Origin of the sequence: Microbacterium sp. LMI12-1-1.1, from assembly GCF_040676455.1 — a bacterium.
In the GTDB taxonomy this organism is placed as follows: domain Bacteria; phylum Actinomycetota; class Actinomycetes; order Actinomycetales; family Microbacteriaceae; genus Microbacterium.
Map to the genome: position 1 here is coordinate 415,313 of NZ_JBEGIA010000012.1, position 24,184 is coordinate 439,496.

The 24,184-nt window shown below is 70.8% G+C and carries 18 protein-coding genes; 10 read left to right on the forward strand and 8 right to left on the reverse strand.

What is annotated here, in order from left to right:
- Positions 1-2 precede the first annotated feature (2 nt).
- The 3 genes from MRBLMI12_RS10595 to MRBLMI12_RS10605 form a co-directional block, all read right to left on the reverse strand.
- Positions 3-851: an energy-coupling factor transporter transmembrane component T gene (locus MRBLMI12_RS10595; protein WP_414686216.1), complete on the reverse strand. Its 849-nt coding sequence runs from the start codon at positions 849-851 to the stop codon at positions 3-5.
- A complete protein-coding gene (locus MRBLMI12_RS10600) occupies positions 848-2,755 on the reverse strand; it encodes an ABC transporter ATP-binding protein (protein ID WP_363356424.1) in 1,908 nt (635 codons plus the stop codon). Before MRBLMI12_RS10600 ends, MRBLMI12_RS10595 begins: the two co-directional genes overlap by 4 nt.
- An 86-nt stretch (positions 2,756-2,841) precedes the next feature.
- Positions 2,842-3,393, reverse strand: a complete 552-nt coding sequence (locus MRBLMI12_RS10605; protein ID WP_363356426.1) for an ECF transporter S component — start codon at positions 3,391-3,393, stop codon at positions 2,842-2,844.
- A gap of 140 nt (positions 3,394-3,533) precedes the next feature.
- On the opposite strand from MRBLMI12_RS10605, the gene MRBLMI12_RS10610 reads away from it, so the two are divergent.
- Positions 3,534-6,551 (forward strand): S8 family serine peptidase, encoded by a 3,018-nt coding sequence (locus tag MRBLMI12_RS10610; protein ID WP_363356428.1) that lies wholly within the window; start codon positions 3,534-3,536, stop codon positions 6,549-6,551.
- A gap of 124 nt (positions 6,552-6,675) precedes the next feature.
- On the opposite strand, the gene MRBLMI12_RS10615 is transcribed toward MRBLMI12_RS10610, so the two are convergent.
- The gene (locus tag MRBLMI12_RS10615; protein ID WP_363356430.1) at positions 6,676-7,668 is read right to left on the reverse strand and encodes a pirin family protein; all 993 of its coding nucleotides are present in this window, start codon (positions 7,666-7,668) and stop codon (positions 6,676-6,678) included.
- 14 nt (positions 7,669-7,682) lie between these two features.
- Positions 7,683-8,003 (reverse strand): GNAT family N-acetyltransferase, encoded by a 321-nt coding sequence (locus MRBLMI12_RS10620; protein WP_349425867.1) that lies wholly within the window; start codon positions 8,001-8,003, stop codon positions 7,683-7,685.
- Between the two features lie 172 nt (positions 8,004-8,175).
- Here MRBLMI12_RS10620 and MRBLMI12_RS10625 point away from each other — a divergent pair, with 172 nt between their 5' ends.
- Both MRBLMI12_RS10625 and MRBLMI12_RS10630 read left to right on the forward strand, forming a co-directional pair.
- On the forward strand, positions 8,176-9,015 hold the full coding sequence (locus tag MRBLMI12_RS10625) for an SGNH/GDSL hydrolase family protein (RefSeq protein WP_363356432.1): 840 nt from the start codon (positions 8,176-8,178) through the stop codon (positions 9,013-9,015).
- A 178-nt stretch (positions 9,016-9,193) separates the two neighbouring features.
- Positions 9,194-11,758 (forward strand): DEAD/DEAH box helicase, encoded by a 2,565-nt coding sequence (locus MRBLMI12_RS10630; RefSeq protein WP_414686217.1) that lies wholly within the window; start codon positions 9,194-9,196, stop codon positions 11,756-11,758.
- Between the two features lie 55 nt (positions 11,759-11,813).
- Here MRBLMI12_RS10630 and MRBLMI12_RS10635 read toward each other — a convergent pair whose 3' ends face one another.
- Positions 11,814-12,686 (reverse strand): SDR family oxidoreductase, encoded by an 873-nt coding sequence (locus MRBLMI12_RS10635; protein ID WP_363356434.1) that lies wholly within the window; start codon positions 12,684-12,686, stop codon positions 11,814-11,816.
- A gap of 275 nt (positions 12,687-12,961) precedes the next feature.
- On the opposite strand from MRBLMI12_RS10635, the gene MRBLMI12_RS10640 reads away from it, so the two are divergent.
- The 4 genes from MRBLMI12_RS10640 (at position 12,962) to MRBLMI12_RS10655 (ending at position 18,264) form a co-directional block, all read left to right on the forward strand.
- Positions 12,962-13,498, forward strand: a complete 537-nt coding sequence (locus MRBLMI12_RS10640; RefSeq protein ID WP_363356436.1) for a DUF1697 domain-containing protein — start codon at positions 12,962-12,964, stop codon at positions 13,496-13,498.
- A gap of 358 nt (positions 13,499-13,856) precedes the next feature.
- The gene (gene recQ / locus MRBLMI12_RS10645; protein ID WP_363356438.1) at positions 13,857-15,866 is read left to right on the forward strand and encodes a DNA helicase RecQ; all 2,010 of its coding nucleotides are present in this window, start codon (positions 13,857-13,859) and stop codon (positions 15,864-15,866) included.
- A 155-nt stretch (positions 15,867-16,021) separates the two neighbouring features.
- On the forward strand, positions 16,022-17,059 hold the full coding sequence (locus MRBLMI12_RS10650) for a hypothetical protein (protein WP_363356440.1): 1,038 nt from the start codon (positions 16,022-16,024) through the stop codon (positions 17,057-17,059).
- 176 nt (positions 17,060-17,235) lie between these two features.
- A complete protein-coding gene (locus tag MRBLMI12_RS10655) occupies positions 17,236-18,264 on the forward strand; it encodes an NAD(P)-dependent alcohol dehydrogenase (RefSeq protein ID WP_349425872.1) in 1,029 nt (342 codons plus the stop codon).
- A gap of 117 nt (positions 18,265-18,381) precedes the next feature.
- Here MRBLMI12_RS10655 and MRBLMI12_RS10660 read toward each other — a convergent pair whose 3' ends face one another.
- Positions 18,382-19,029, reverse strand: coding sequence for a TetR/AcrR family transcriptional regulator (locus tag MRBLMI12_RS10660; RefSeq protein ID WP_363356442.1), 648 nt, complete (start codon positions 19,027-19,029; stop codon positions 18,382-18,384).
- Between the two features lie 38 nt (positions 19,030-19,067).
- Here MRBLMI12_RS10660 and MRBLMI12_RS10665 point away from each other — a divergent pair, with 38 nt between their 5' ends.
- Positions 19,068-19,451: a hypothetical protein gene (locus tag MRBLMI12_RS10665; protein ID WP_363356444.1), complete on the forward strand. Its 384-nt coding sequence runs from the start codon at positions 19,068-19,070 to the stop codon at positions 19,449-19,451.
- A 136-nt stretch (positions 19,452-19,587) separates the two neighbouring features.
- On the opposite strand, the gene MRBLMI12_RS10670 is transcribed toward MRBLMI12_RS10665, so the two are convergent.
- Entirely contained in the window at positions 19,588-20,868 is a 1,281-nt protein-coding gene (locus tag MRBLMI12_RS10670; RefSeq protein ID WP_363356446.1) for a TetR/AcrR family transcriptional regulator, read from the reverse strand.
- A 162-nt stretch (positions 20,869-21,030) separates the two neighbouring features.
- Between MRBLMI12_RS10670 and MRBLMI12_RS10675 the strand changes: the two genes are divergently transcribed.
- Both MRBLMI12_RS10675 and MRBLMI12_RS10680 read left to right on the forward strand, forming a co-directional pair.
- The gene (locus MRBLMI12_RS10675) at positions 21,031-22,335 is read left to right on the forward strand and encodes an MFS transporter (protein WP_363356448.1); all 1,305 of its coding nucleotides are present in this window, start codon (positions 21,031-21,033) and stop codon (positions 22,333-22,335) included.
- Positions 22,335-24,131: a glycoside hydrolase family 3 protein gene (locus MRBLMI12_RS10680; RefSeq protein WP_363356450.1), complete on the forward strand. Its 1,797-nt coding sequence runs from the start codon at positions 22,335-22,337 to the stop codon at positions 24,129-24,131. The genes MRBLMI12_RS10675 and MRBLMI12_RS10680 overlap by 1 nt, the downstream gene beginning before the upstream one ends.
- The last annotated feature ends 53 nt before the right edge of the window (positions 24,132-24,184 follow it).

Below are 24,184 nucleotides of genomic sequence, written 5' to 3' on the forward strand. Positions count from 1 at the left end.
CATCAGAGACCCCAGGGGAACAAGGCGGCGAACAGGACGGCCGACACCGCCCAGAAGGCGATGATGAAGCCGGTGTCGCGCGCGCGCCACGGCACGATGTAGCGCTCGGTGCGGTCGGGGTGCGCGCCGAACGCGCGGGCGTCCATCGCGAGGGCGACGCGCTCGGCATGACGGATCGCGCCGGCCATGAGCGGGACGACGTACCCGAACCAGCGCGCGGCCGCCGCGATCGGGCCACGGCCGCCGTGGGCGCCGCGCACGCGGTGCGCCTGGCGGATGACGTCGAGCTCGTGGCCGAACCGCGGCACGAACCGGAACGCGGCGAGCGCCGTGTACCCGATGCGGTACGGCACGCGCAGCTGCTGCACCGTCGCCCGCACGAGGTCGGGGCCCGTCGTCGACAGCCCGGCGATGAGGGTCAGGGCGACGATGGCCGACAGGCGCAGGCCCGTGGCGGCGCCCACCGCGAACGCGCCGCCGTACATCGTCCAGCCGCCGATCTGCCACACCACCACGGACTGGTCCACGCGCGAGGGGTCGGTCCACAGCGCGAACCCGAAGCCGATCACGAGAGCGCTGACGGGCAGCACCAGGAACAGCACCGCCGCGAGCCGCCTCGTGAAGTCGACGCCGACCAGCAGCACCGCATACGCCAGCAGAAGGAAGGCGGCGGGAGTGGCGGCATCCCGGACGAAGACCAGGAGGGCCATGGCGGGCAGCGGCGCGGCCAGCTTCGCCAGCGGGTTGAGCCCGTACAGGAAGCGGACGGCGGATGCCGGAGGCCGCGGGGCGTACGGATCCACCGACGAATGCGTGGCCGTCGCGGCGGTGAGCGGGCCGGTGTCGGTCACGTCCCGCTCCCGCCGCTGATGGCACCCGTCTGTGCTGTTCCGTATTCAGGATGGATGGGCCCCGGAGGCGCGGTGTCGGCAGCGTTCGTCGCATCCTTCCTGAATTCGGAACGCACGCCCGCGGCGCCGGTGAGGTCGGCGAGGCGGGTGACGTGCGACAGCTCGGGATGCCGCTGCACGCCCCGCAGCGCGCGGCGCAGCGGTGGCGGGCGCAGCCCCGCGCGCGCGATGAGGGCATCGTCCGCGAAGATCTCGGCGGTCGCCCCCTGCGCCAGCACGCGGCCGTCGGCGAGCACGACGGTGCGGTCGGCGTAGTCCGTCACGAGCTGCATGTCGTGCGTCACCACCACGATCGTGGTGCCCTCGGCGTTGAGCTCCGACAGCAGCGACAGCAGCTCGTCCGCACGGGCGCGATCCTGGCCGAACGTCGGCTCGTCGAGAACGAGCACCGGCGCGCCCGCCACGAGCGCGGTGCCGACCGAGAGTCTCCGCTTCTGCCCGCCCGACAGCAGGAACGGGTGGCTGTCGGCCTTGGCGGCGAGCCCGAACCGCTCGAGCAGCTCGAGGGTGCGCCTGCGCACCTCGTCGTCGGGAAGGTGCTGACGGCGCAGGCCATGGGCGATCTCGTCGAAGACGGTGTGCGCGATGAACTGGTGCTCGGGGTTCTGGAACACGAATCCGATGCGCGTGCTCAGCGTGCGCGCGTCGGCGCGGCCGACGTCGAGTCCGTCGACGTGCACCGTGCCCTTGGGCGGGGCGACCACGCCGGCGAGTGCCTGGATGAGGCTCGTCTTGCCCGCGCCGTTGGCTCCGACCACCGCGACGAACGCGCCACGCGGCAGATCGAGGTCGATGTCGTGCAGCACCTCGCTGCGGCCGCGGCGGAGCGTGAGGTTCCGAACCGTGATGAGGGGAGCCTCGGAACCGGTCGTTGAGAGAGCTTGCGAGTCGAAACGCTCCGGACCGACGCGCGACGGGGGCTCGGCGCGTTTCGTCTCGCTCGTTCCTCGCTCGCTCAACGACCGCGATCCCGCCGACGCATCCTCCGCCTCCAGCGCGGCGCGCAGCTCGTCGGGGGTCAGCGGGAGCGGGTCGAGGGCGAAGCCCGCGCGGCGCAGCCGCAGCGCGGCGAGCGTCGACACCGGCAGCCACACGCCCATGTCGTGCAGGTCTTCTGCCCGCCCGCGCAGCACCTCGTCGACGGTGCCGTCGGCCGCCAGGCGACCGTCGTGGTCGAGCACGACGACCCGATCGACGAAGCCGGCCGCCGCGTCGAGGTTGTGCTCCACCAGCAGGATGGCGCGATCGCCCGCCGCGACCAGCTCGGCCAGCGCCGCGTAGACCTCCTCGATCCCCGCCGGGTCGAGGTTCGCCGTCGGCTCGTCCAGCACGAGGAGCGGCGACCCCATCGCGAGGGCGCACGCGATCGCGAGGCGCTGGCGCCCCCCGCCCGACAGCCGGTCGGGGTTCTCCGACCGGCGCTCCCAGAGGCCCACGCGGCGCAGCGCGTCTTCGGCGCGGGCGAGGACGTCGGCGACCGGCATCCGCAGATTCTCGGGGCCGAAGGCCACCTCGTCGAAGACCGTGCCGGTCACCAGCTGCGCATCGGGGTCCTGGAAGACCATGCCGACCCGCGTGCTGAGCTCCGCGACGGGTGTGGTCCGGGTGTCGAGTCCGTCGACCTCGATCGACCCGGTGACGTCGGCGGGCACCGCCTGCGGCAGCAGGCCGTTGAGCGCGAGGGTCAGCGTCGACTTGCCGGATCCGCTGGGGCCGAGAAGCAGCACCACCTCGCCCGGGGCGATCTCGAAGGAGACGGCGGAGGGTGCGGGCGTGGTCTCGCCGTCGTGGGTGATGCCGAGCTCGCGCACCCGCAGCAGCGGCATGGCAGAGGACACGGGCATCCGATCGTCGAGGGAAACTTAGCCTTCCCTAACTTACCTGTGCCCTCCTGCTCCGCGAAACAGTGCGGAAGACCCGGATGAACGCGTCAGCGGCGGCTGCGACGGGCGACACCGGCGCGGCGGAGCGCGTTGCCGATCGCGAGGCCCACGGCCGTCCATGCCACCGGGCCGACGATGAACAGCGCGACGTACACGATCTGACCCCAGAGCGGAAAGCGCGACACATCGGCGGCGAACCAGATCGCCACGGCGATCACGGCGCCGACGATCACCGCCGAGAGGAAGAAGCGCCAGGGCTCCCATCGCTTGTACCGGGACGTCGCCGCGATGATCTCCTGCAGTCCGCCGATCAGGAGGGCGGTGCCGATGTAGCGGCCGATCCACAGCGGCACGACGGCGCTGGCGACGAGCGCCGCGACGAGGTGCGTGATGAGAGCGACCCACGGGCGTCGCAGCAGCTCCTGCGCGACGACGCCGGGCAGCACGTGGACCCCGAGAACCAGTCCGTAGAGGATCGGCGCGCCCGCCGAGACGAAGCCGCTGATCGCGCCCGCACCTGCCTGGAGAACACCGGTCGCGACGCCGATCGCCGCACAGGTGAGCAGAACGCTCGTCGAAATCCGGGTTCGGTCAGCCACCTGCCCAGGGTACTGGGACTCGGCGTCGCGTTTCTCACTGACCTCTCATTTACTGGGATTCCGCTGACAGTTACGTTTGAGGTCGCTGCGCCCCAACGATGTGGCGCGGCCTCTTCCCCACAAATCAATGGAGGCCACATATGGGTCGATCCTCCGTCAGAGCAGCAGCGGTCGTCACACTCGCCGCCCTGTTCACGGGCACAGCCACCGCAAGTTTCGGCGCCGTACCCGAGGAGGTGACAACACCCATACCGATCGATGCCCCCTCCGGCCGCTACATCGTCATGCTGAAGGACGCTCCGCTGGCCACGTACCAGGGCGGCCAGGCCGGCATCCAGCGCACCAAGCCTGACAAGGGCATGCAGCTCGACGCGCACTCCGCCAACTCGCAGAAGTACGTCGCGCACCTGAAGAAGGAGCAGCAGGACGTCGCGGCCGAGGCGGGCGTGACCCCCGCCACCACCTACCAGGTGACGCTCAACGGCTTCACCGCCGACCTCGACGGTGCGCAGGTCGCGAAGCTGCAGAGCGACAAGAACGTGCTGGGCGTGTACCCCGACGAGATCCGTCACCCCGACGCGATCCCGTCCACCGAGTTCATCGGGCTCGGGTCCGGCGACGCCGGCACCGGCGGAGTGTGGGATGCCGTCGGAGGCGTCGGCGAGGCCGGCAAGGGCGTCGTCGTCGGCGTCGTCGACACCGGCATCGCACCGGAGAACCCCTCGTTCGCGGGCGACAGTCTCACGGGAAAGCCCCGAACGGATTCGCCCTACATCAACGGCGACAACGTCGTCTTCAAGAAGTCCGACGGCAACGAGTACCGCGCCCGTCGCGTCGCCGCCGAGGACCAGGGTTGGACGAAGCAGCTGTACAGCACCAAGCTCATCGGCGCGCAGTTCTTCGCCGACGGCGCTGCGGCCACCGGCTTCGACTTCAGCTACGACTTCCTGTCGCCGCGTGACGGCGACGGCCACGGGTCGCACACGGCCAGCACGGCCGCCGGCAACTTCGGCGTCGAGGCCTCGGTCGAGGGGATCGGCTTCGGCGACACGTCGGGCGTCGCACCGGCCGCCAAGGTGGCGTCGTACAAGGCCTGCTACGTCGGCCCGGATGACCTCGTCACCACCGACGACATCTGCGCCCTGAGCGACCTTCTCGCGGCGATCGACACCGCGGTGGCGGACGGCGTGGACGTCATCAACTACTCGATCGGCGGCGGCTCGGCCACGACCGTGCTCCAGCCCGAGGACATCTCGTTCTTCAACGCTGCGGCTGCCGGCGTGTTCGTCGCGGTGAGCGCGGGCAACAGCGGCCCCGGCGCCGCGACGGCTGACCACGCCTCGCCCTGGTACACCACGGTCGCGGCATCCACGATCCCGACGTACGAGGGCACCGTCCAGCTGCCGAACGGCTTCCAGGCCGCCGGAGCGTCCATCACCGTGCCGTTCGGCGAGAGCCTGACCGGTCCGGTCGTGTACTCCGCCGACGTCGCCAAGGCGGGCGCTGCTCCGAACGAGGCGGCGCTGTGCTTCCTCGGCACGCTCGACCCGGCCAAGGTCGCCGGGAAGACCGTGGTCTGCGACCGCGGCACGAACGCTCGCGTCGAGAAGTCGCAGGAGGTCGCCGCCGCCGGCGGCACCGCGATGATCCTCGTGAACGTCACGCCGGGTTCGCTCGACAACGACTTCCACTCTGTTCCGACCGTGCACCTCGACGCGCAGTACCGCACGGCGCTGCTCGACTACGTGCGCAAGACGGCGGGCGCGACGGCGACACTCGTGGGTGACAACGTCACCGGCAAGGAGACCCCGACGCCCCAGGTCGCAGGCTTCTCGAGCCGTGGCCCGATGCTTGCCGACGGTGCAGACGTCATCAAGCCCGATGTGTCGGCCCCCGGCGTCGCGATCCTGGCGGCGACCCACAACGGCCCCGGCGAGGCGCCCACGTTCGGCTTCAAGTCGGGCACGTCGATGTCGTCGCCGCACGTCGCCGGCCTCGGCGCGCTCTACCTCGGTGAGCGCCCCGTCGCGACGCCGGCAGAGATCAAGTCAGCGCTCATGACGACCGCGTACAACACGGTCATGGCAGACGGCACCGAGAGCACCGACCCGTTCGCGCAGGGTGCCGGCCACGTCGACCCGACGAAGTACTTCAGCCCGGGTCTGCTGTACCTCAACGGTGCGGAAGATTGGGCAGGCTACCTCGAGGGTGCGCTCGGCGAGGACCTGTTCGACGGCATCGAGGCGACGGATCCCAGCGACCTGAACCTCGCGTCGATCGGCATCGGCACGTTCCCGGGGCCGCAGACGGTGACCCGCTCGGTCACCTCGACGCAGGCCGGCACGTTCACCGCGTCGGCGTCGGTGCCCGGCATGAACGTCACCGTCGAGCCGAGCACGCTCACCTTCGGCGCCGCCGGCGAGACGAAGTCGTTCACGGTGTCGTTCACCAAGGCGGACGCCCCGGTCGAGAAGTGGACCACCGGGTTCCTCACCTGGACATCGGGGGCCACCGAGGTGCGCTCGCCCATCGCGGTGTTCCCGGTCACGGCCGCCGCTCCCGAATCGGTCGAGGGCGAGGGTGCCGAGGGCAGCCTCGACATCGAGATCACGCCCGGCCTGACAGGCGACCTGCCGCTGCGCGTGGCGGGCCTCGCCGCCGAGGACGTGCTCATCGACGGCACCGAGGCGACCGGCGCGGAGGACGATGGCTACTCGTACGAACTGGTCCAGGTGGCCGCCGGAACCGAGCTGGCGCGCTTCGCGCTCGACTCGTCCGACGACGCCGGCTCCGACCTCGACCTCACGGTCTACCGCGTGGTGAGCCCGACCGACCTGCGCTACTACGAGAACTGGCAGTCGGCTTCGGCCTCGGCAGACGAGGCCGTGCAGCTGGTCGCGCCGACCGCGGGCTACTACCTCATCGAGGCGCACGTGTACTCGCACACGCAGCCGTTCACCTGGCAGGCCACGTCGGCTCTCGTCACGCCGGGCGGACTCGGATCGCTCACTGCGGCCCCGAACCCGCTGCCCGTGATCGAGGCCACGCCGACCGAGTACCAGCTGTCGTGGTCGGGCCTCGAGAGCGGCAGCTACCTGGGTGTCGTGCGCTACGGCGACTCGCAGGTGCGCACGGTCGTCTCGGTCGACGTGCCGTAACCGTCCCGCACAGAGGAGGCGCCCGGGCTCCGGCCCGGGCGCCTCTTCGCGTGCGGGCGTGATCCTGCCGGCGGAGCGGGCTGTACCTGCGGAGCGGGCTGTACCTGCGGAGCGGGCTGTCGGGCTAGAGCCGGCGCCGGCGGCGGGTCAGCCGGACGGCGGGCATCGGCGGGGCGGGGATGCGCTCGTCGCCGTGGTCGATCACGTGGCCGAAGCGCTCCGTTCCCGACTCCCACGCCTCGCGCGCCTCCACGATCTCTTCGTGGGTGCGCCCGACGAAGTTCCACCACATGACGACGTCGTCCTCGAACGGCTCGCCGCCGAGCAGGAACAGGGTCGCTCCGGCAGGGCTCGAGACCACCACCTCGTCGCGGTGGATGCCGAGGTACAGCAGGTGCGCCGCGTCGACGGCGACCGTCTCCCCGGTGTCGCCCTCGCCGGCGACCGCGGCGTCGCCGGACACGACGACGAGAGCGTGTTCCCATTCCGGGTTCAACGGCACGCGCACTGCGGAGCCGCCCGCGATCTGCAGCTCGGCTCCGACGATCGGGGTGTACACGGTCGCGGGAGAGGTCACGCCGCCGAGCTCGCCGAGCACCACGGTCGCGGTTCCGGGTGCGCCGGTGGTGGCGGTCAGCTCCATCGCGGGGAGCACCGCGTGCTGCTCGAAGGCGGGAGCCCCGTGGCGCCGGGCCTCGGGCAGGGCGACCCACAGCTGCAGGGCGTCCAAGGGCGCGGCATCCGTCCCCACCGAGTACTCGGAGTGCGAGATGCCCGCGCCGCTCGTCATGAGGTTGAGCGCGCCACGACGCACGACGACGTCGCTGCCGACCGAGTCGCGATGCCGCACTTCACCGAGGTACGGCCAGGTCACGGTCTGCAGACCGATGTGCGGGTGCGGTTCGACCCGCATGCGCGTCTCCTGCGGCCCGAAGCGGTCCAGGAAGCACCAGGCTCCGACCAGCGGCAGGTCGCGCTGCGGCAGGGAGCGGTGCACCGACATCGCGCGCACCCCGCCGAGGGGCACCTCGCGCGTCTCGAGCAGCAGCGTGCGCGGGCCTGCGCACTCCACCGCCGATTCGGTGGCGATGGCCGCGTCGGCGTCCAGCCGGGTCACGTCGAGGCCGCCGATCACTCGGGGTGCGGCTGGTCGGGCCACTCGACGGTGAGCCCGGGCACCTCGTGCTCGCGCAGGTACTTCGCCACGACAGGGCAGTGCGGCACGACGGTCTCGCCCCGGCGCGCGGCATCCGCCATCGCCTCGCCCACGACCGTCTGGGCGAGGCCGCGCCCGCGGAAGGCGGGGTCGACCTCGGTGTGCGGGAAGTGCAGGCGACCGCGCGCGTCGGCGCGGAACACGGTGAACCCCGCGAGCACCCCGTCGACGTGCACCTCGTATCGGCGGTCTTCGTCGTTGCGGGTCACCAGGGTCTGCGCATCGGTGTGGGTCACAGGAATCCTTCCGTCGTCCTTCTCAACGTACGTCTCCGCCGCGTGATTCCGCCAGCGGGGGTGCATGCCTACCCCTGGCGGGACGGATGCCACAGGTCTATCGTCGGCATCACCGCGGTGTGCGCGGTTCGATTCGGGGGAATCGATCCTGTCAGGGATTCGAAGGGGAATCATGAAACGACGTCTACTGGCCGCGCTCGCGGCCGTCGCACTCGGAGCGGGCATGCTCGTGGCCGGTGCGGCCGGGCCCGCCACGGCCTCACCGCTGATGGTGGCCAAGCACGTCGCTCTCGGCGACTCGATCGCCGCGGGTCAAGGCGGTGGCGCCCCGCTGGACGCCTGCGCCCGGACCGACGGCGGCTACCCGGCGCAGCTCGATGAGGAGCCGAAGTTCAACCTGCTGCGCAATGCGGCGTGCAGCGGCGCCACCATCGCGGGCACCCTGTCTCAGCTGTCGCAGCTGAACCGCGGGACGACCGTCGTGACGCTCACCGTGGGCGCGAACGACCTCGGTCTGGATCAGGTCTACGCGGCCTGCTCGATCGCCGCTGCCGGCGGAGATCCCGCACCCTGCCTCGCCGCGATCCAGAGCGCCGTCAGCTCGGCACCGGGGATCGTCGCTCCCCTCACGTCTCTGATCGGCGCGATCGCCGAGCGCGCGCCGGATGCGACGATCGTCGTCACCGGCTACCCGTATCTGCTCGAGTCGCCGCCTGACCTTCCGCAGTTCGCGCAGCTCGCCGCGCTCGTCGCCGCGGTGAACGGTGCGACCGACGCGCTCAACGCCGCCATCCAGGCCGCCGTCGCCACCGCTGCCGCGAGTGGTGTCGACGTCCGCTACGCGGACGTGGTCGACGCCTTCGCGGGGCACGGCGTGCAGCTCGTGCCGGGGGTGCCCAGCGATCCGTGGTTCGGACTCGACCCGGTGGGCGACCCGGCGGGCTACCTCCACCCGACGTACGAGGGGTACGCCGCCTACACCGACGTCATCCTCGAGCAGCTGGGGCGCTGAACGAGTCCTGCTCGCCTGTCACGTTCTGTCGGGCTGAGTGACAATGTGCGACAGGTGAGCAGTGAAGGCGCGGGGACCGCAGGCATGGGATGGACGGATGCCGCGAGCCGCGGCATCCGCCCACCCAGCCGTCCACCTGGCGGTCGGTGGTGGTGACGTGACCTGACAGACTCGGACGGTGACGCTTCTCGAGACGATCGCGACCGCGGCCGCGGCATCCGGATCCGGATCCGCTGCGCCCGACGCCGACGCGCTCTACGACGCGTTCGTCGAGTGGGCGGCCGACGAGGGCTTCGCCCTGTACCCCGCGCAGGACGAAGCAGTCATCGAGATCGTGTCGGGCTCGCACGTGATCCTGTCGACGCCGACGGGCACGGGCAAGTCGCTGGTGGCCGTCGCGGCGCACGCCGCGTGCGTGGCGCGTGGCGGCCGCACCTATTACACGGCGCCGATCAAGGCGCTCGTGAGCGAGAAGTTCTTCGCGCTCGTCGACATCTTCGGCGCCGCGAACGTGGGCATGGTCACCGGGGACTCGTCGGTGAACCCCGACGCCCCGATCGTCTGCTGCACGGCCGAGATCCTCGCCAACCTCGCGCTGCGCCAGGGGTCCGATGCGGCGGTCGACCAGGTCGTGATGGACGAGTTCCACTACTACGGCGACCCTGAGCGCGGGTGGGCCTGGCAGGTGCCCCTTCTGCTCCTCCCGCGCGCCCAGTTCGTGCTGATGTCGGCGACGCTCGGCGACGTCACGCCGATCGCCGACGATCTCGAGCGTCGCACCGGCCGCACGGTCTCGCGGATCACCGGCGTGGAGCGCCCGGTGCCCCTGCACTTCTCGTACGCCCGCACCCCCGTGCACGAGACCGTCGAGGAGCTGCTGCAGACCGGTGAAGCGCCCGTGTACATCGTGCACTTCTCCCAGGCCGCCGCGATGGAGCGGGCGCAGGCGCTGTCGTCGATCCGCATCGTGTCGCGCGAGCAGCGGGACGCGATCGCCGAGGCCATCGGCGGGTTCCGCTTCACGACGGCGTTCGGCCGCATCCTGTCGCGGTACGTGCGCGCCGGCATCGGCGTGCACCACGCCGGCATGCTGCCGCGCTATCGACGGCTCGTCGAGACGCTCGCGCAGCGGGGTCTGCTCCGCGTGATCTGCGGCACCGATACGCTCGGCGTCGGCATCAACGTGCCCATCCGCACGGTCATGATCACAGCGCTGTCGAAGTACGACGGCACGAAGATGCGCCAGCTGTCGGCGCGCGAGTTCCACCAGATCTCGGGCCGTGCCGGCCGCGCCGGGTACGACACCTCGGGCACGGTCGTCGTGATGGCGCCCGAGTGGGAGATCGAGAACGAGGCCGCACTGCGCAAGGCCGGCGACGACGCCGCCAAACGCAAGAAGATCGTGCGCAAGAAGGCGCCGACGGGGGTCGTCAACTGGGGGCTCGGGTCCTTCGAGCGCCTCGTCGAGGCCGAGCCCGAGCCGCTCGTGCCGCAGCTCTCGCTGACCGCCGCGATGCTCATCAACGTCATCGCCCGCGGCGGCGACGTGTTCGAGAACGTGCGGTCGCTCGTCTTCGACAACCACGAGCCGCGCGCGCGGCGCTACGAGCTCGCACGCCGGGCGATCGCGATCTTCCGCACGCTCCTCACCGCCGGCGTGGTCGAGATCGACCGGGGCGGGACGGATGCCGCGGGCCACGGCATCCGGAATCTGATCCGCCTCACCGTCGACCTGCAGCCGAACTTCGCCCTCAACCAGCCGCTCTCCCCGTTCGCGCTCGCCGCGATCGGTCTGCTGGATCCCGAGGACGCGCCCGGCGCGGCAGGGACCGGCCACTACGCGCTCGACGTGGTGAGCGTCATCGAGGCGACGCTCGACGATCCGCGCCAGATCCTGTCGCAGCAGGAGTACCGGGCGCGCGGCGAGGCCGTGGCGGCGATGAAGCAGGACGGCATCGAGTACGACGAGCGCATGGCCCTGCTCGAGGAGGTCACGTACCCGAAGCCGCTCGAGGAGCTGCTGAGCCAGGCGTACGAGGTGTTCGCGTCGAGCCAGCCGTGGATCCGCGACTTCGAGCTGTCCCCGAAGTCGGTGGTCCGCGACATGTTCGAGCGGGCGCTGTCGTTCTCCGAGCTCATCTCGCTGTACCAGCTGTCGCGCAGCGAGGGCCTGGTGCTCCGGTACCTGTCGGACGCGTACCGCGCGATCCGGCAGACGGTGCCGACCGAGGCGCAGACCGACGAGCTGCACGACATCGTCGCGTGGCTCGGCGAGGTCGTGCGGCAGGTCGACTCGAGCCTCGTCGACGAGTGGGAGGCGCTGGTCAACCCCGTCGACGACCCCACGGCCCCGGTCGTGCCGCCCGCCCCGCCGTCGGTGCTGACCAACCGGCGCGCATTCGGTGTGCTGGTGCGCAACGAGCTGTTCCGCCGCGTGCAGCTGGCCGCCCTGCAGCGCGACGACGAGCTCACCGAGCTCGACCCCGACGTGGACTGGCCGGCCGCGCTGGACGCGTACTTCGACGAGCACGACGAGATCCTCACCGGCGGGCCGGCACGGTCGCCGCGACTCGTGACGGTGGACGAGACGGATGCCGCGGCATCCGGTGTCTGGCGCATCGAGCAGACGATCGACGACCCCGCCGGCGACCACGACTGGCGTATCCGCGGCGTCGTCGAGCTGGCCGCATCCGAAGAGACCGGCGCGGCCGTGGTGCGCGTGACCGAGGTCGTCCGGCTCTGAGCCGCGGCCGTGGCGTGGATGCCGCGGCCCGGGGTGGCCGGGGTGGCCGGGGTGCTCAGCCCAGGCCGAGGCCGCCGTCCGAGGTCAGGACCTGGCCGACCACCCAGGCGCCCTCGGGTGTCGACAGCCAGCCGATGAGCCGCGCGGGATCGGCGGGCTCGCCATAGCGGCCGAACGGGGTCGACCGCATCCACTCCTCGATCTCCTCCAGCGGCCGATCGGCCGTCTCGGGGTCGAGGTAGCCGGTGTTGACGGGGCCGGGGTCGATCGTGTTGAGGATGATCCCGAGGTCGAGCAGCTCCGCCGCCACCGTCTTCGTGACGCCGGCGAGGGCCGCCTTGCTCGCCGCGTACGCGACCTCGCCGCGCATCGGACCGTGGATCTGCCCCGACGTCATCCAGAACACCCGCCCGACCGGCTCCGCGAAGGGTCCGCGACGTTCCGCGCGCTCCCCGGGCCGGGCGGCGATCCCGTCGCCGGCGTGCAGCGCGGCGAACTCGCGCGTGAGCAGAATCGTCGAGCGGGCATTGGTCTGCCAGAACGCGTCGAGCCGGTCGGCCGTCATGTCGAGGATCGATCCGTCATCGCCCGACTGCGCGTGGTTGCACACCAGGATGTCGAGTCGTCCGGTGAGCGCCCGCGCCGCGTCGACGATGAGGGGGACGGATGCCGCCTCCCGCAGGTCGACGCTCACGTCGCCGAGCTGCGCACCCGGGGTGAGCTCTGCCCGCAGGCCCTCGCGCACGGCGTCGAGGTCGTCGCCGCCCCACGGCAGGCGCGTGTCGTGCGGGCGGTAGTGGTGGAGGAAGACGTCGGCGCCGAGTCGCGCGAACTGGATCGCGACGGCGTAGCCGATGCCGCGCCGGCGTGAGACGCCGGTGACGAGGGCGGTCTTGCCGCGCAGCGGCAGGGACGAGGAGGAGAGCATGCGATGCCTTTCGAGGACGTCCGGGTCGGCGGGGCATACCCGGCCGAGCGCCCGACACGGAGCGACGAGCGTCCCGAGACGGTCCGGAATCAGCGACCGCGGGGATCGCTGTGTACGGGTGGGTGACGGAGGCGGGTCACAGGCATTGCATGACGACGACGATAACGGATGCCCCGTTTTCGCGTGGACGTGCCGCGTGCATGCGGTCGGCGCGGGGGAGGCGTTGGGGTGCCGGGGGTGAGGCGCCGGCCCGGCGCGTCCGGGATGATGGCGTCATGCCGACCTATGTGGCGTTCCTGCGCGCGATCAACCTCGGCGCCAACCGGAAGTTCGCGAAGGACGACATCCGGCGGGTCGTCGAGAGCAGCGGGTTCACCGATGTCGAGACGCACATCAACACCGGCAACGTGCGGTTCACCACTCCGATGCGCTCGCGGGCGAAGATCGAGAAGACGCTCGAGGATGCCTTCGCCGCCGACCGCGGGTTCGACGTTCCGACGATGGTGTTCACCACGGCCGAGGTCGCCGACATCGCCCGCGAGGCGGAGGCGCTCAGCGCCGAGCGGCCCGGGCTCGAGCGGCACTACGTCTATCTGCTCAAGGATGAGCTGCCGCGCGACGTCGTGGCACGAGTGGAAGGGCTCGCAACGGATGCCGGCGGCATGGTGGTGCGCGGACGCGTCGCGCACGCCCTGCTCGGGCCCGGCTACCAGACCGGCACGGTCGATCCGCTCGGCGCGGCGAAGCTGCTCGGCGTCGCCACCAGCCGCAACCTCACCGTCATCACCGCGATCGCCGCCAAGTGGTGCTGAGCGCCAGGAGCGGCGCCGAGCGGATGCCGGTGCCCGCAATCGGTGTCCTCAACTGAGGACCTGCGCCGAGCGGATGCCGGTTGCCCGCAATCGGTGTCCTCAACTGAGGAGCTGCGCCGAGCGGATGCCGGTTGCCCGCATTCCGTGTCCTCAACTGAGGAGCTGCGCCGAGATGCGGATCGGGGCGCGGCGTGTCGCCCCTCATCCGGGCTCAGTTCCTCAGTTGAGGACCGCTGAGTCCGTTCGTCATCGTCTGCCGGTTCCTCCCCAGAGGGCCTGTCGGCCGGATCACCTCGGGTTCTCCGCCGGCTCGCTCGCAGAGGGGACCGCGTCGGATGCCGCGGCTACGCTGGGACGGGTGACCATCCCGCAGGGCGACCCGTACGCCGATCTCGCGTGGGAGCCTGACCTCCTGCCTCCCGAGTTCGGCGATGCGCCCCCGCCGGACGACGCATGGGCGCCGCCGGAGGACGGCTGGCAGCCGCCGCCCGACTTCGGCGCCGGGGGCTCGGCCGACCTCGACCCGTTCGCCGGTGCTGGTCCGCGACGCGACTTCACCGGCGCCGACCCGCGCACCGTACTGCGAGAGGTCTACGGGTACGACGCGTTCCGCGGCGAGCAGGCGGCGATCGTCGACCAGGTGATCTCGGGCGGTGACGCCGTCGTGCTCATGCCCACCGGCGGTGGCAAGAGCGTCTGCTACCAGGTGCCGGCGCTGGTGCGTCCCGGCACCGGGCTCGTCGTGAGCCCCCTCATCGCTCTGATGCATGACCAGGTCGACGCCCTCGTCGCCAACGGCGTGCGCGCGGCCTATCTCAATTCGACGCAGGCGCCGCCCGAGCGCGCCGCCGTCGAGCGCGCGTACCTGGCCGGCGAGCTCGACCTGCTGTACGTCGCTCCCGAACGGCTCAACACCGAGACCACCCTGCGGTTCCTCGGGCGCGGAAAGCTCAGTGTCATCGCGATCGACGAGGCGCACTGCGTGTCGCAGTGGGGCCACGACTTCCGGCCGGACTACCTGGCGCTGGGCGCGCTCGCCGAGCGGTTCCCCGGCGTGCCGCGCCTCGCGCTCACCGCCACCGCGACGCCCGCCACGCACCGCGAGATGACGGAGCGGCTACAGCTGCCGCAGGCCCGGCACTTCGTGTCGAGCTTCGACCGGCCGAACATCCAGTACCGCATCGAGGCGAAGTCCGACCCGCGGCGCCAGCTCGTCGCCTTCATCCGGTCGCAGGGCGTGGGATCGGCCGGCATCGTGTACGCATTGAGCCGCAAGTCGGTCGAGCAGACCGCCGAGTTCCTGTCCGCGCAGGGCGTCGACGCGCTGCCCTATCACGCGGGTCTTCCCGCCGAGACGCGCGCCGCCAACCAGTCGCGATTCCTCCGCGAGGACGGCGTCGTCATGGTGGCGACGATCGCCTTCGGCATGGGCATCGACAAGCCCGACGTCCGGTTCGTCGCGCACATCGACCTCCCCAAGTCCGTCGAGGGCTACTACCAGGAGACCGGTCGCGCGGGCCGCGACGGCGAGCCGTCCGTCGCGTGGATGGCCTACGGGCTCGGCGACGTGGTGCAGCAGCGGCGCATGATCGACCAGTCGCCGGGGGATCGCGCCTTCAAGATCCGTCTCGGTCAGCACCTCGACGCGATGCTGGCTCTCTGCGAGACGATCGGATGCCGCCGCCAGAACCTGCTCGACTACTTCGGCGAGGCCTCCGCGCCCTGCGGCAACTGCGACACCTGCCTCGAAGCGCCCGAGACGTGGGACGGTCTCGTCCCCGCTCAGAAGCTGCTGTCGACGATCGTGCGGCTGCAGCGCGAGCGTGGCCAGGCGTTCGGAGCCGGCCACCTCATCGACATCCTGCGCGGCGGGTCCACCGACCGCGTCCGTCAGCAGGGTCACGACAAGCTCTCGACGTACGGCCTCGGTGCCGACCTCAGCGAGCAGGACTGGCGCAGTGTCATCCGGCAGCTGCTGGCCCGCGGCATCCTGGTCGCCCGCGGTGAATACGGCACGCTCGCACTGGGCGAGCCTGCCGCCGGCGTCCTCCGCGGCGAGACGCCGGTGCCGCTGCGCCGCGACGTCATGGGCCGCTCCGGTGGTGTCGCACGCGTGCGCAAGACCACGGCACCCGCGAACCTCGACTCGGCGAACCTCGGCGTGTTCGAGGCGCTGCGCGCCTGGCGCGCCGGTGTCGCGAAAGAGCTCGGCGTGCCCGCCTACATCGTCTTCGGCGATGCCACCCTGCGCGCCCTCGCCGAGCGCCGCCCCGGCAGCCTCGCCGACCTCGACGGGGTCTCGGGCATCGGTGCCAAGAAGCGCGAGGCCTACGGCGAGGCCGTGCTCGAGGTCATCGCCGCCGCGTGAGCGGTTGCGCGGGCATCGCGCGACGCGTTCGAGCATCTCCCCCGGTGAGTGCCTCAACTGATGCGAGCAGTTCATTCCCGCCGGGGCATGCATCTGTTCTCGATCCGTTATGAGATGCGCCAGATGCATCTCGCGCTGTTGAGTACGGTGGCCACATGACGCACCGCCCGCTCGCCATCGCAGTGATCGCGGTGTCGTTCCTCCTCGCCGGGTGCGCTGCCACACCGGCCCCCGCTGAGACGATCGCGACAGTCAGTCCATCGCCCACGGCAACGACCGCGCCCACGTCTGCGGCGGCGCCCAAAGTCCCGTTCGGCGGTGATTGCTCGACCGTGCTGCCGGCCGATGTCGCCGCCGACATCTTCGACGGCGGGAGCCCGACTATCAGCGCGATGAGCTATGTGCGCGGGGTGATGCCCGACGTGTCGGGCTCTATCGCCCAGCTCGGTGGGTTGGCCTGCACTTGGGGATCGGAGGGGTCGCAGATCCGTTACCTCGGGATCGTCGTCGTCCCGCTGGAAGCCGTGCCGGCGGAGCTTCTCGCCGCCCGCAACACATTCGGCTGTTACGGCTGGAGTATCTGTGGTCGGGGTGAAGTGAGATCGGGAATGTGGGTGCTTGCGGAAACGCCGCAACTCCAGCAGCCGGACGAGGCGCCGTCGGAAGAAGAAGCGCGCCTCCTGGAGTCGGTGGTGGACCAGTCGATCAGTTCCGTCTTCGCACGGCCTCAGGCCGAGTTCGCGGGGTTCGCCACAAAGCCGGCCGAAGACTGGTGGAGCCTGCCGCCGTGCGAGGCCCTCGAGCCGGCTGCTACTCAGGCGGCGGGGATGACGACTCCCGAGCCGGGCTTTCCCGGGGACAACGTTCCTGAGGGGCCGACCTGGGACGTGCTCGAGGGGGCCGGCATCGTGCGGTGGTGTCCGTGGTACGAGATCATGGATCAAGCCAGCCTCATCACGGAGCTCCACCTGTTGTCGGGCGTGGGCGTTCCCTCCGACGAACAGCTGAGGGTCGCTGACGCCGAGCCGACCGTAATCCCCGGCGCAGATGCCGCATACCGCTTCGTCGAGGAGCACTCGGATGGAGATCGAAGCACCGAGATCCTGGCAGTCGTCGGGCCGAACCGCCTGCTCGTACGCGGAGACCAGTCCGAAGCCGTGGCCGCCGCCGTGATCGCCGTGCTCGCGCGCTGAGACGTCGGCGCACCTCCTCATCGCTCGGACCGGCCGTCCTGACGGTGTGGGTCGAGGCGGTGACAAACGCGGTCATATCGGGAAGGATCGCGCTCGGACTGTCCTGACCGGTGCGCATCGAGGCGCGGAACGGGAAGATCTTGAGCGGGGCCCATCGTCCCGCAGGAAGGAACGTGATGAGCAATCTCGCAGCCGTCATGCCGGAGCTGGGCCGCATCGAGATCCGCGACCTCCCCGAGCCCCAGCCCGGGCCGCGCGACGCCGTCGTCGCGATCGAGGCGGTCGGGGTCTGCGGGTCCGACACGGCGTACTTCACGCACGGGCGGATCGGCGACTGGGTGGTCGACGGTCCGCTCATCCTCGGCCACGAGGTGTCGGGCCGGGTGGTGGCGATCGGCGAGGGCGTGACCCAGGTCGCCGTGGGCGACCGCGTCGCCATCGAGCCGGGCACGCCGTGCCGCGACTGCGAGGACTGTCTCGCGGGGCGCTACCACCTCTGCCCGCGACTGAAGTTCCTGGCGACACCGCCGTACGACGGCGCGCTGGTCCAGCGGGTCGCGCTCGACGAGCGCAACCTCTTCGTGGTGCCGGACGCCATGTCCTACGAAGAGGCCGCGCTCTGCGAGCCGCTCTCCGTCGGCATCTGGGCCTGTCGCCGCGCAGACCTGCGTGCCGGCGAACGGGTGCGGGTGTCGGGCGCGGGGCCGGTCGGCATCCTCGCGGCGCAGGTCGCACGAGCGCTCGGAGCATCGTCGGTCGTGGTCAGCGACGTCGCCGAGTTCCGCCTCGATAAGGCCCGCGAGCTCGGCTTCGATGTCGAGCGCAGCGGAGCGATCGGCGAAGGCCCCGGGCACGAGGACGCCGACGTCCTTCTCGAGTGCTCGGGTGCGCCGAGCGTGCTGGCGCAGGGACTGTGGCGGCTGCGAAACGGGGGACGGGCGGCGATGGTCGGGATGCCGAAGCAGGACGTGTCGCTCCCGCTGTCGCGTCTGAACGTGAAGGAGATCTCGATCGCGCTCGTCAACCGGTACGCGCACACGTGGCCGATTGCGATCTCGCTCGTCTCGTCGGGGCGCGTGGACGTCTCGACGCTGGTCACCCACCGCTTCCCGCTCGAGCAGACCCAGGACGCCCTCACGCTCGCGTCCCGCGTGCCCGACTCGCTCAAGGCCGTCGTGTATCCGCAGGGGATTCCGTCCGAGTAGGCGACGGTGGCGAGAACAGGAGCGTCCCGGCGTGCAGTGTGAGGCGACCGGCCGACGGGTATGCGGTCACCTCCGACGCGGTCGGCGCCGGCGCCCAGGCAGCCCCGCGACTCGACGTCAGGTGAGATCGGCTGGTTCGCTGAGGCCGGCCTCGACGGCCCCGACGATACGGTGCGCGGTCGCGTCGGCGTCTGCGATCGCTTCTTCCCCCCGGTACGTCGCCTGAAACGCCTCGAACAGCGCAGCGCCGGTCAGCACACGCGCGAGAGCCTCCGTATCAACGCTTTCGCTGAGCCGGCCGGCGGCGACCTCGGCGTCCAGATAGGTCTTGACAAGGGCCGCGGGTCGGTCCGGCCCGCCGCCGTGTCGTCCGATGTCGGTGCGGTGCGCGTCGCGTAGGGAAGGGGTGCCGAAGATGGAAGCCGCCATGGGGAAGCTCTGCACGTAGAAGTCCATCAGCTGCGCGACCAGCGTCTCGAGATTGGCGACGACACCGGATGTGCCGACGAGGGAAGCGGGACTGGCGAGGCGAGGCATCCGTTCGCCCAACACCGCCATGAAGATCTCCTGCTTGTCGGCGAAATGCTTGTAGAGCAATCCCTCCGAGCAGCCCGCGGCGCGTGCGATCTCGCGCGTGGTGGCGGCTGCAAGTCCACGCTCGCGCAGCACCGAAGCGGCGGCATCCAAGATGCGTTCACGGGCGTTCATGTCGTCCTCTGCTTGATCCGACGCAGTGATTTGACGCGTCGAGGTACGTTCATCCATCTTAGTAAGTAAACGCTCACTTACCTAGGAGTCCGACCATGCCGCCCATGGAGATCATCCGTCTCGTCCTCGTCTTCGCGCATATAGTGGGCCTCGCCGCTGTCATCGGCTCGTACATCCTCCAGATGCCCTGGAAACGCGGGTTCGACTTCCTGCCGCTCGTGATCGGCTCGACGGTGGCGCTGGTCACCGGGCTCGCGCTTGTCGCCGTCCGTGAGGTGTCGGACCTCGAAGTGGACCGGTGGAAGATCGTCGCGAAGCTCGCGGTGGCACTCGTGGTGCTGACTCTGTCGATCGTCGGCTTGGTGCGTTCCCGACGGCTCCAGCGCCGAGGCGATGACGATGGCGGACTCAAGCCGCTTCTGATCGGCGCCGGCGTGCTGGCCATGGGGAACGTCGCCATAGCGCTGTTCTGGCGTTGATCTCCCGGTGGCGCGATCGGTCACCCTGCGACCGACGACGACGAGTCGGCCGCCGGCCTCCTGGGAGCGAGTACCGCGAGGTCTGAGGACTCCAGATTCCCCGCGGCGCGAGCCCGCGCCTACCGACTGACGCGGCTCAGCGCCGCGGCAGCACGTCGTCGAGGTGGGCGTCGAGGTGGGCGGCGACATCCACCGCGTCGCGGTCGTAGAGCCACTGGTACTGCAGCCCGTCCCACAGCGCGGTGAGCCAGACCGCCTCGAACTCGGGATCGCGGTGGGCCGGCAGATCGCCGTCCTCCTGAGCCGCGCGGAACAGCGCCGCGAAGTGGTCGACGACCCCGCGGAAGCGTTCTTCGAAGTACGCATGCGCCGCGTGATCAGCCGGGACGGCCTCGCACGAGAGCACGGCGTACACCTCGATGAGCCCCGGCGCCTTCGCGGCGTTCTCCGTCGCCCCGCGAGAGAGGGCTCGCAGCTCGTCGGCCGCGCGGTCGGCGGGCGTGTACGAGTCGCGCGACTCGATGAGGCGATCGCGGTGGCTGAGCACGGCGCTGAGGAGTTCCTCCTTCGAGCCGTAATAGTGCAGCAGCGTCGATTTCGAGACGCCGACGCGCTCCGCGATGTCGCGGAGGCTGGTGTCGCCGTACCCTTCCTCGGCGAAGAGCGCGGTCGCGCCGTCGAGGATGAGTCCACGGCGCTCGCGTCCGACCCGGTAACCCAGCGGCGATTCCATGGCTGCCGGCATGAACGACGGCATCGACGGCACCGGTGCGGGGGTGCCGGTCGGCCCTGCCTCGTCGGGCTCGCGCCAGCCGACGGGCAGGGCCAGTGACCCCTCGTGAGTCTCCAGCGCCTCGACGATGTCGACGCGGTCGGGCAGGTACTGCGCCAGCAGCTGCAGTCCGTCCCAGGCGGCCGCGACGCGCACCGCCTCGCCCGCCGGGTCGCGGTCGGCGGCGACCGTGTCCTGCGCGATGGCTTCCTCGATCACGTCGGTCGACTGGTCTCGCAGGCGCGCATAGCGATCGCGCATGATCCGGTGCGCGGGATGACGGGGAGTGGAGGCCTCGCCCGTGAGCGCCGCGAACAGCGCGAGATAGCCGGGCACTGTCTCGTTGCGCCGTGCCACTTCGCTGTACGCGAGGGTCCCCGGGTCTTCGGAGGCCATCCGCTCGAGCAGCTCCAGCTCGTTGTCGCGCTCGAAGAGATCCACGACGGCGGCGAGCACCTCGTCCTTGGTGGCGAAATGGCGGAGGAGTCCCGGGTGGCTGATGCCGGCGGCGGCAGCCACATCGCGGAGCGAGGTGGCGCGGTACCCGCGGGTCACGAAGGCATCGTGCGCGGCGGCCACGATGGCGGCTCGCGTGCGCTCGGTGCGCGCGGTGCGGATGGCGCCCGGCGCCGCAGTGGTGGTCACGTGGTGGCACCGCCTCTCCGCGTCTGTCCGATGCCCATCCATCCTACCGCCGGGGCCTTACCAATCGGTCTGGTTTCAGTTACCAATCGGTCGGGATTCATGTATCGTCGTGCAGTGACGCGCGTCGGAGCCGACGCGCGCCGCACCCGAGAAAGGACTCCGATGACAGAGCTGTCGCCCGCCGCGACGATCGCGGCCGCCGGCACGACCGGCTTCAAGGCCCCCGGCACCACGCCCGACAAGACCCCGCGCGGTTACACACCCGGCCTTGCCGCCGTCAACTTCGGCGTCTATCTCGCACTGCTCACGCCGGTGCTCGTGTCCATGGCCTTCAAGGTGCAGCACATCACCGCGACGCCCGAAGAGGCCACGGCGCAGCTCGGCCTGATCATGGGTGTCGGCGCGCTGTTCGCCCTCATCGCGAACCCGCTCGCAGGCCGCCTCTCCGACCGCACGACGTCGCGCTTCGGCATGCGCCGGCCCTGGATCCTCGGCGGCACGCTCGTCGGACTCGGCGGGTTCGCGCTCATCGGAGTCGCGAACTCGGTGTGGGTCGTCCTCATCGCCTGGTGCCTCGTGCAGACCTCGACGAACGCGGTCCTCGCGGCGGCGAACGCGACGCTGCCCGACCAGGTGCCGGTCAGCGGCCGCGGCAAGGTGTCGGGCATCATCGGGCTCACAACGCCCCTCGGCATCCTCGCGGGCTCGTTCCTGGTGAACTTCCTGTCGGACGACTTCGCGCGCTTCGTGGTGCCGGCCGCCATCGCCACCGTGCTCTCGGTGCTGTTCGTTCTCGTCCTGAAGGACCGCCGCCTCGACGAGAAGCCCGCCCAGAAGTTCACAGTCGGGCAGTTCTTCGGCTCGTTCGTCTTCAACCCGCGCAAGCACCCCGACTTCGGCTGGACCTGGCTCACCAAGTTCCTCGTCATGTTCGGCTACGCCGGCATCGCCACGTTCCTGCCCTTCTACCTCACCGAGAAGTTCGGTCTCGACGAGCAGACCGCGATCTCGACGATCCTCATCGCCAACCTCGCCTCCATGCTCGCCATGGCGATCTCGGGCCCGCTCGGCGGCGTGCTGTCCGACAAGATCGGCAAGCGCCGCCCGTTCGTCGCCATCGCCGGGGTCATCATGGTCGTCGGTCTCGTGACCCTCGCGTTCGCGCCGAGCGTCGCGGTGGTGCTCATCGCCCAGGCGATCATCGGCCTCGGCGCCGGCTCGTTCATGTCGGTCGACCTCGCCCTCGCGACCGAGGTGCTGCCGAACCCCGATGACACCGCGAAGGACCTCGGCGTGCTCAACATCGCCAACGCGCTTCCGCAGTCGATCGCGCCGGCCATCGCTCCCGGCATCATCGCGATCGGCGCCACCACGCCGCTCGGCGGCTACACCACGTATTACCTCTTCGGCGCGCTCGTCGCCCTCGCCGGCGCCGTGCTCGTCTACCGCATCAAGGGAGTGAAGTGATGACCGACACCACCACAACGGATGCCGCGACCTCGGCCGTTGCCGACCGCCCGTGGCTCGACGCGAGCCTGCCCGTCGCCGAGCGCGTCGAGCTGCTGCTGGCAGAGATGACGCTGGAGGAGAAGGCGGGCCTCCTCTTCCAGACCATGATCACGATGGGCGAGGACGGCGAGCTCGCCGAGGCCGACCCGGTGTTCGGTCTGCCGTCGAACCGCGAGTACGTGCTCCAGAAGGGCATGACGCACTTCAACCTGCTCGGCGTCGCCCCTACCGCGGGTGCGATCGCCCACTGGCACAACAAGCTGCAGGAGCTCGCGGCATCCACTCGACTCGGCATCCCCGTGACGATCTCCACCGATCCGCGCCACTCGTTCACCGAGAACCCGGGTGCGGCGATGCTCGCGGGGCCGTTCTCGCAGTGGCCTGACGCGCTGGGCCTCGCCGCGACGCGCGACGCGGCGCTCGTCGAGCGGTTCGGCGACATCGCGCGCCAGGAGTACACCGCGGTCGGCATCCGCGTCGCACTGCACCCGCAGGTCGACCTCGCGACCGAGCCTCGCTGGGCGCGGGCGCTCCAGACCTTCGGCGAGGACGCGGAGCTGTCGGGCGAACTCGGCGCCGCGTACATCCGCGGGTTCCAGAACGGCGAGTCGTTCGGTCCGGGCGCGGTCTCGGCCATGGTCAAGCACTTCCCCGGTGGCGGTCCGCAGAAGGACGGCGAAGACCCGCACTTCGCCTACGGGCGCGAGCAGGTCTACCCGGGCGGACAGTTCGAGCTGCACCTCAAGCCGTTCGAGGCGGCCTTCGAGGCCGGCGTCCGCCAGGTCATGCCGTACTACGGTATGCCGGTCGGCACCGAGTACGAAGAGGTCGGCTTCGGCTTCAACAAGTCGGTGCTCACCGGCCTGCTGCGCGAGCGCTACGGCTTCGACGGCATCGTGTGCACGGACTGGGGCCTCGTCAACGACGCCGCGATCTTCGGCCAGCCGTTCCCCGCCCGCGCGTGGGGTGTCGAGCACCTCACTCCGGCCGAGCGCATGGAGAAGATCCTGGATGCCGGCGCCGACCAGTTCGGCGGCGAAGCGTGCCCCGAGCTCGTGGTCGAGCTGGTGGGCGAGGGCCGCATCGCCGAGGACCGCCTCGATGTCTCGGCGCGCCGCCTGCTGCGCGAGAAGTTCCTCCTCGGCCTGTTCGAGAACCCGTACGTCGACGCCGGAGCGGCCGACGCGATCGTGGGCTCGGCCGAGTTCCGTGCCGAGGGCGATGCCGCGCAGCGCGCGTCGATCACCGTGCTGGCCAACCGCGACGCGGCGCTGCCGTTCGCGCGCGGGGCGAAGCTGTACGTCGAGGGCATCGCCCCCGAGGCGGCCGCGGCCTACGGGCAGGTCGTCGCGTCGCCCGCCGAGGCGGATGTCGCGATCCTGCGCCTGCAGGCGCCGTTCGAGCAGCGCGAGACGATGTTCGAGAACTTCTTCCACGCAGGTTCGCTCGAGTTCCCCGCCGAGCTGCTCGCACACATCGCGGAGGTCGCCGCGGCGGTGCCGACAGTGGTCGACGTGTTCCTCGATCGCCCCGCGATCCTCGGCCCCGTGGTCGAGACCGCGCACGCGGTCGTCGGCAACTGGGGTGCGAGCGCCACGGCGCTGCTCGACGTGCTGAGCGGCGCCGCACCCGCACAGGGCAAGCTGCCGTTCGACATCCCCTCGTCGATGGCGGCGGTCGAGGCCTCGCGCCCCGACGTGCCGTTCGACACCGCCGAGCCGCTGTTCCGCTTCGGGCACGGGCTGTCGCTCTGAGCCGCTGAGACGGATGCCGCGCCGCGACCTTGCGGCGCAGCATCCGTGGGCCA

Coding starts and splice junctions, on each gene's coding strand:
- MRBLMI12_RS10600 (WP_363356424.1), bottom strand. CDS start 2,755: ATGCCCGTGTCCTCTGCCATGCCGCTGCTGCGGGTGCGCGAGCTCGGC.
- MRBLMI12_RS10610 (WP_363356428.1), top strand. CDS start 3,534: ATGGGTCGATCCTCCGTCAGAGCAGCAGCGGTCGTCACACTCGCCGCC.
- MRBLMI12_RS10625 (WP_363356432.1), top strand. CDS start 8,176: ATGAAACGACGTCTACTGGCCGCGCTCGCGGCCGTCGCACTCGGAGCG.
- MRBLMI12_RS10635 (WP_363356434.1), bottom strand. CDS start 12,686: ATGCTCTCCTCCTCGTCCCTGCCGCTGCGCGGCAAGACCGCCCTCGTC.
- MRBLMI12_RS10640 (WP_363356436.1), top strand. CDS start 12,962: ATGCCGACCTATGTGGCGTTCCTGCGCGCGATCAACCTCGGCGCCAAC.
- MRBLMI12_RS10650 (WP_363356440.1), top strand. CDS start 16,022: ATGACGCACCGCCCGCTCGCCATCGCAGTGATCGCGGTGTCGTTCCTC.
- MRBLMI12_RS10655 (WP_349425872.1), top strand. CDS start 17,236: ATGAGCAATCTCGCAGCCGTCATGCCGGAGCTGGGCCGCATCGAGATC.
- MRBLMI12_RS10660 (WP_363356442.1), bottom strand. CDS start 19,029: ATGGATGAACGTACCTCGACGCGTCAAATCACTGCGTCGGATCAAGCA.
- MRBLMI12_RS10665 (WP_363356444.1), top strand. CDS start 19,068: ATGCCGCCCATGGAGATCATCCGTCTCGTCCTCGTCTTCGCGCATATA.
- MRBLMI12_RS10675 (WP_363356448.1), top strand. CDS start 21,031: ATGACAGAGCTGTCGCCCGCCGCGACGATCGCGGCCGCCGGCACGACC.
- MRBLMI12_RS10680 (WP_363356450.1), top strand. CDS start 22,335: ATGACCGACACCACCACAACGGATGCCGCGACCTCGGCCGTTGCCGAC.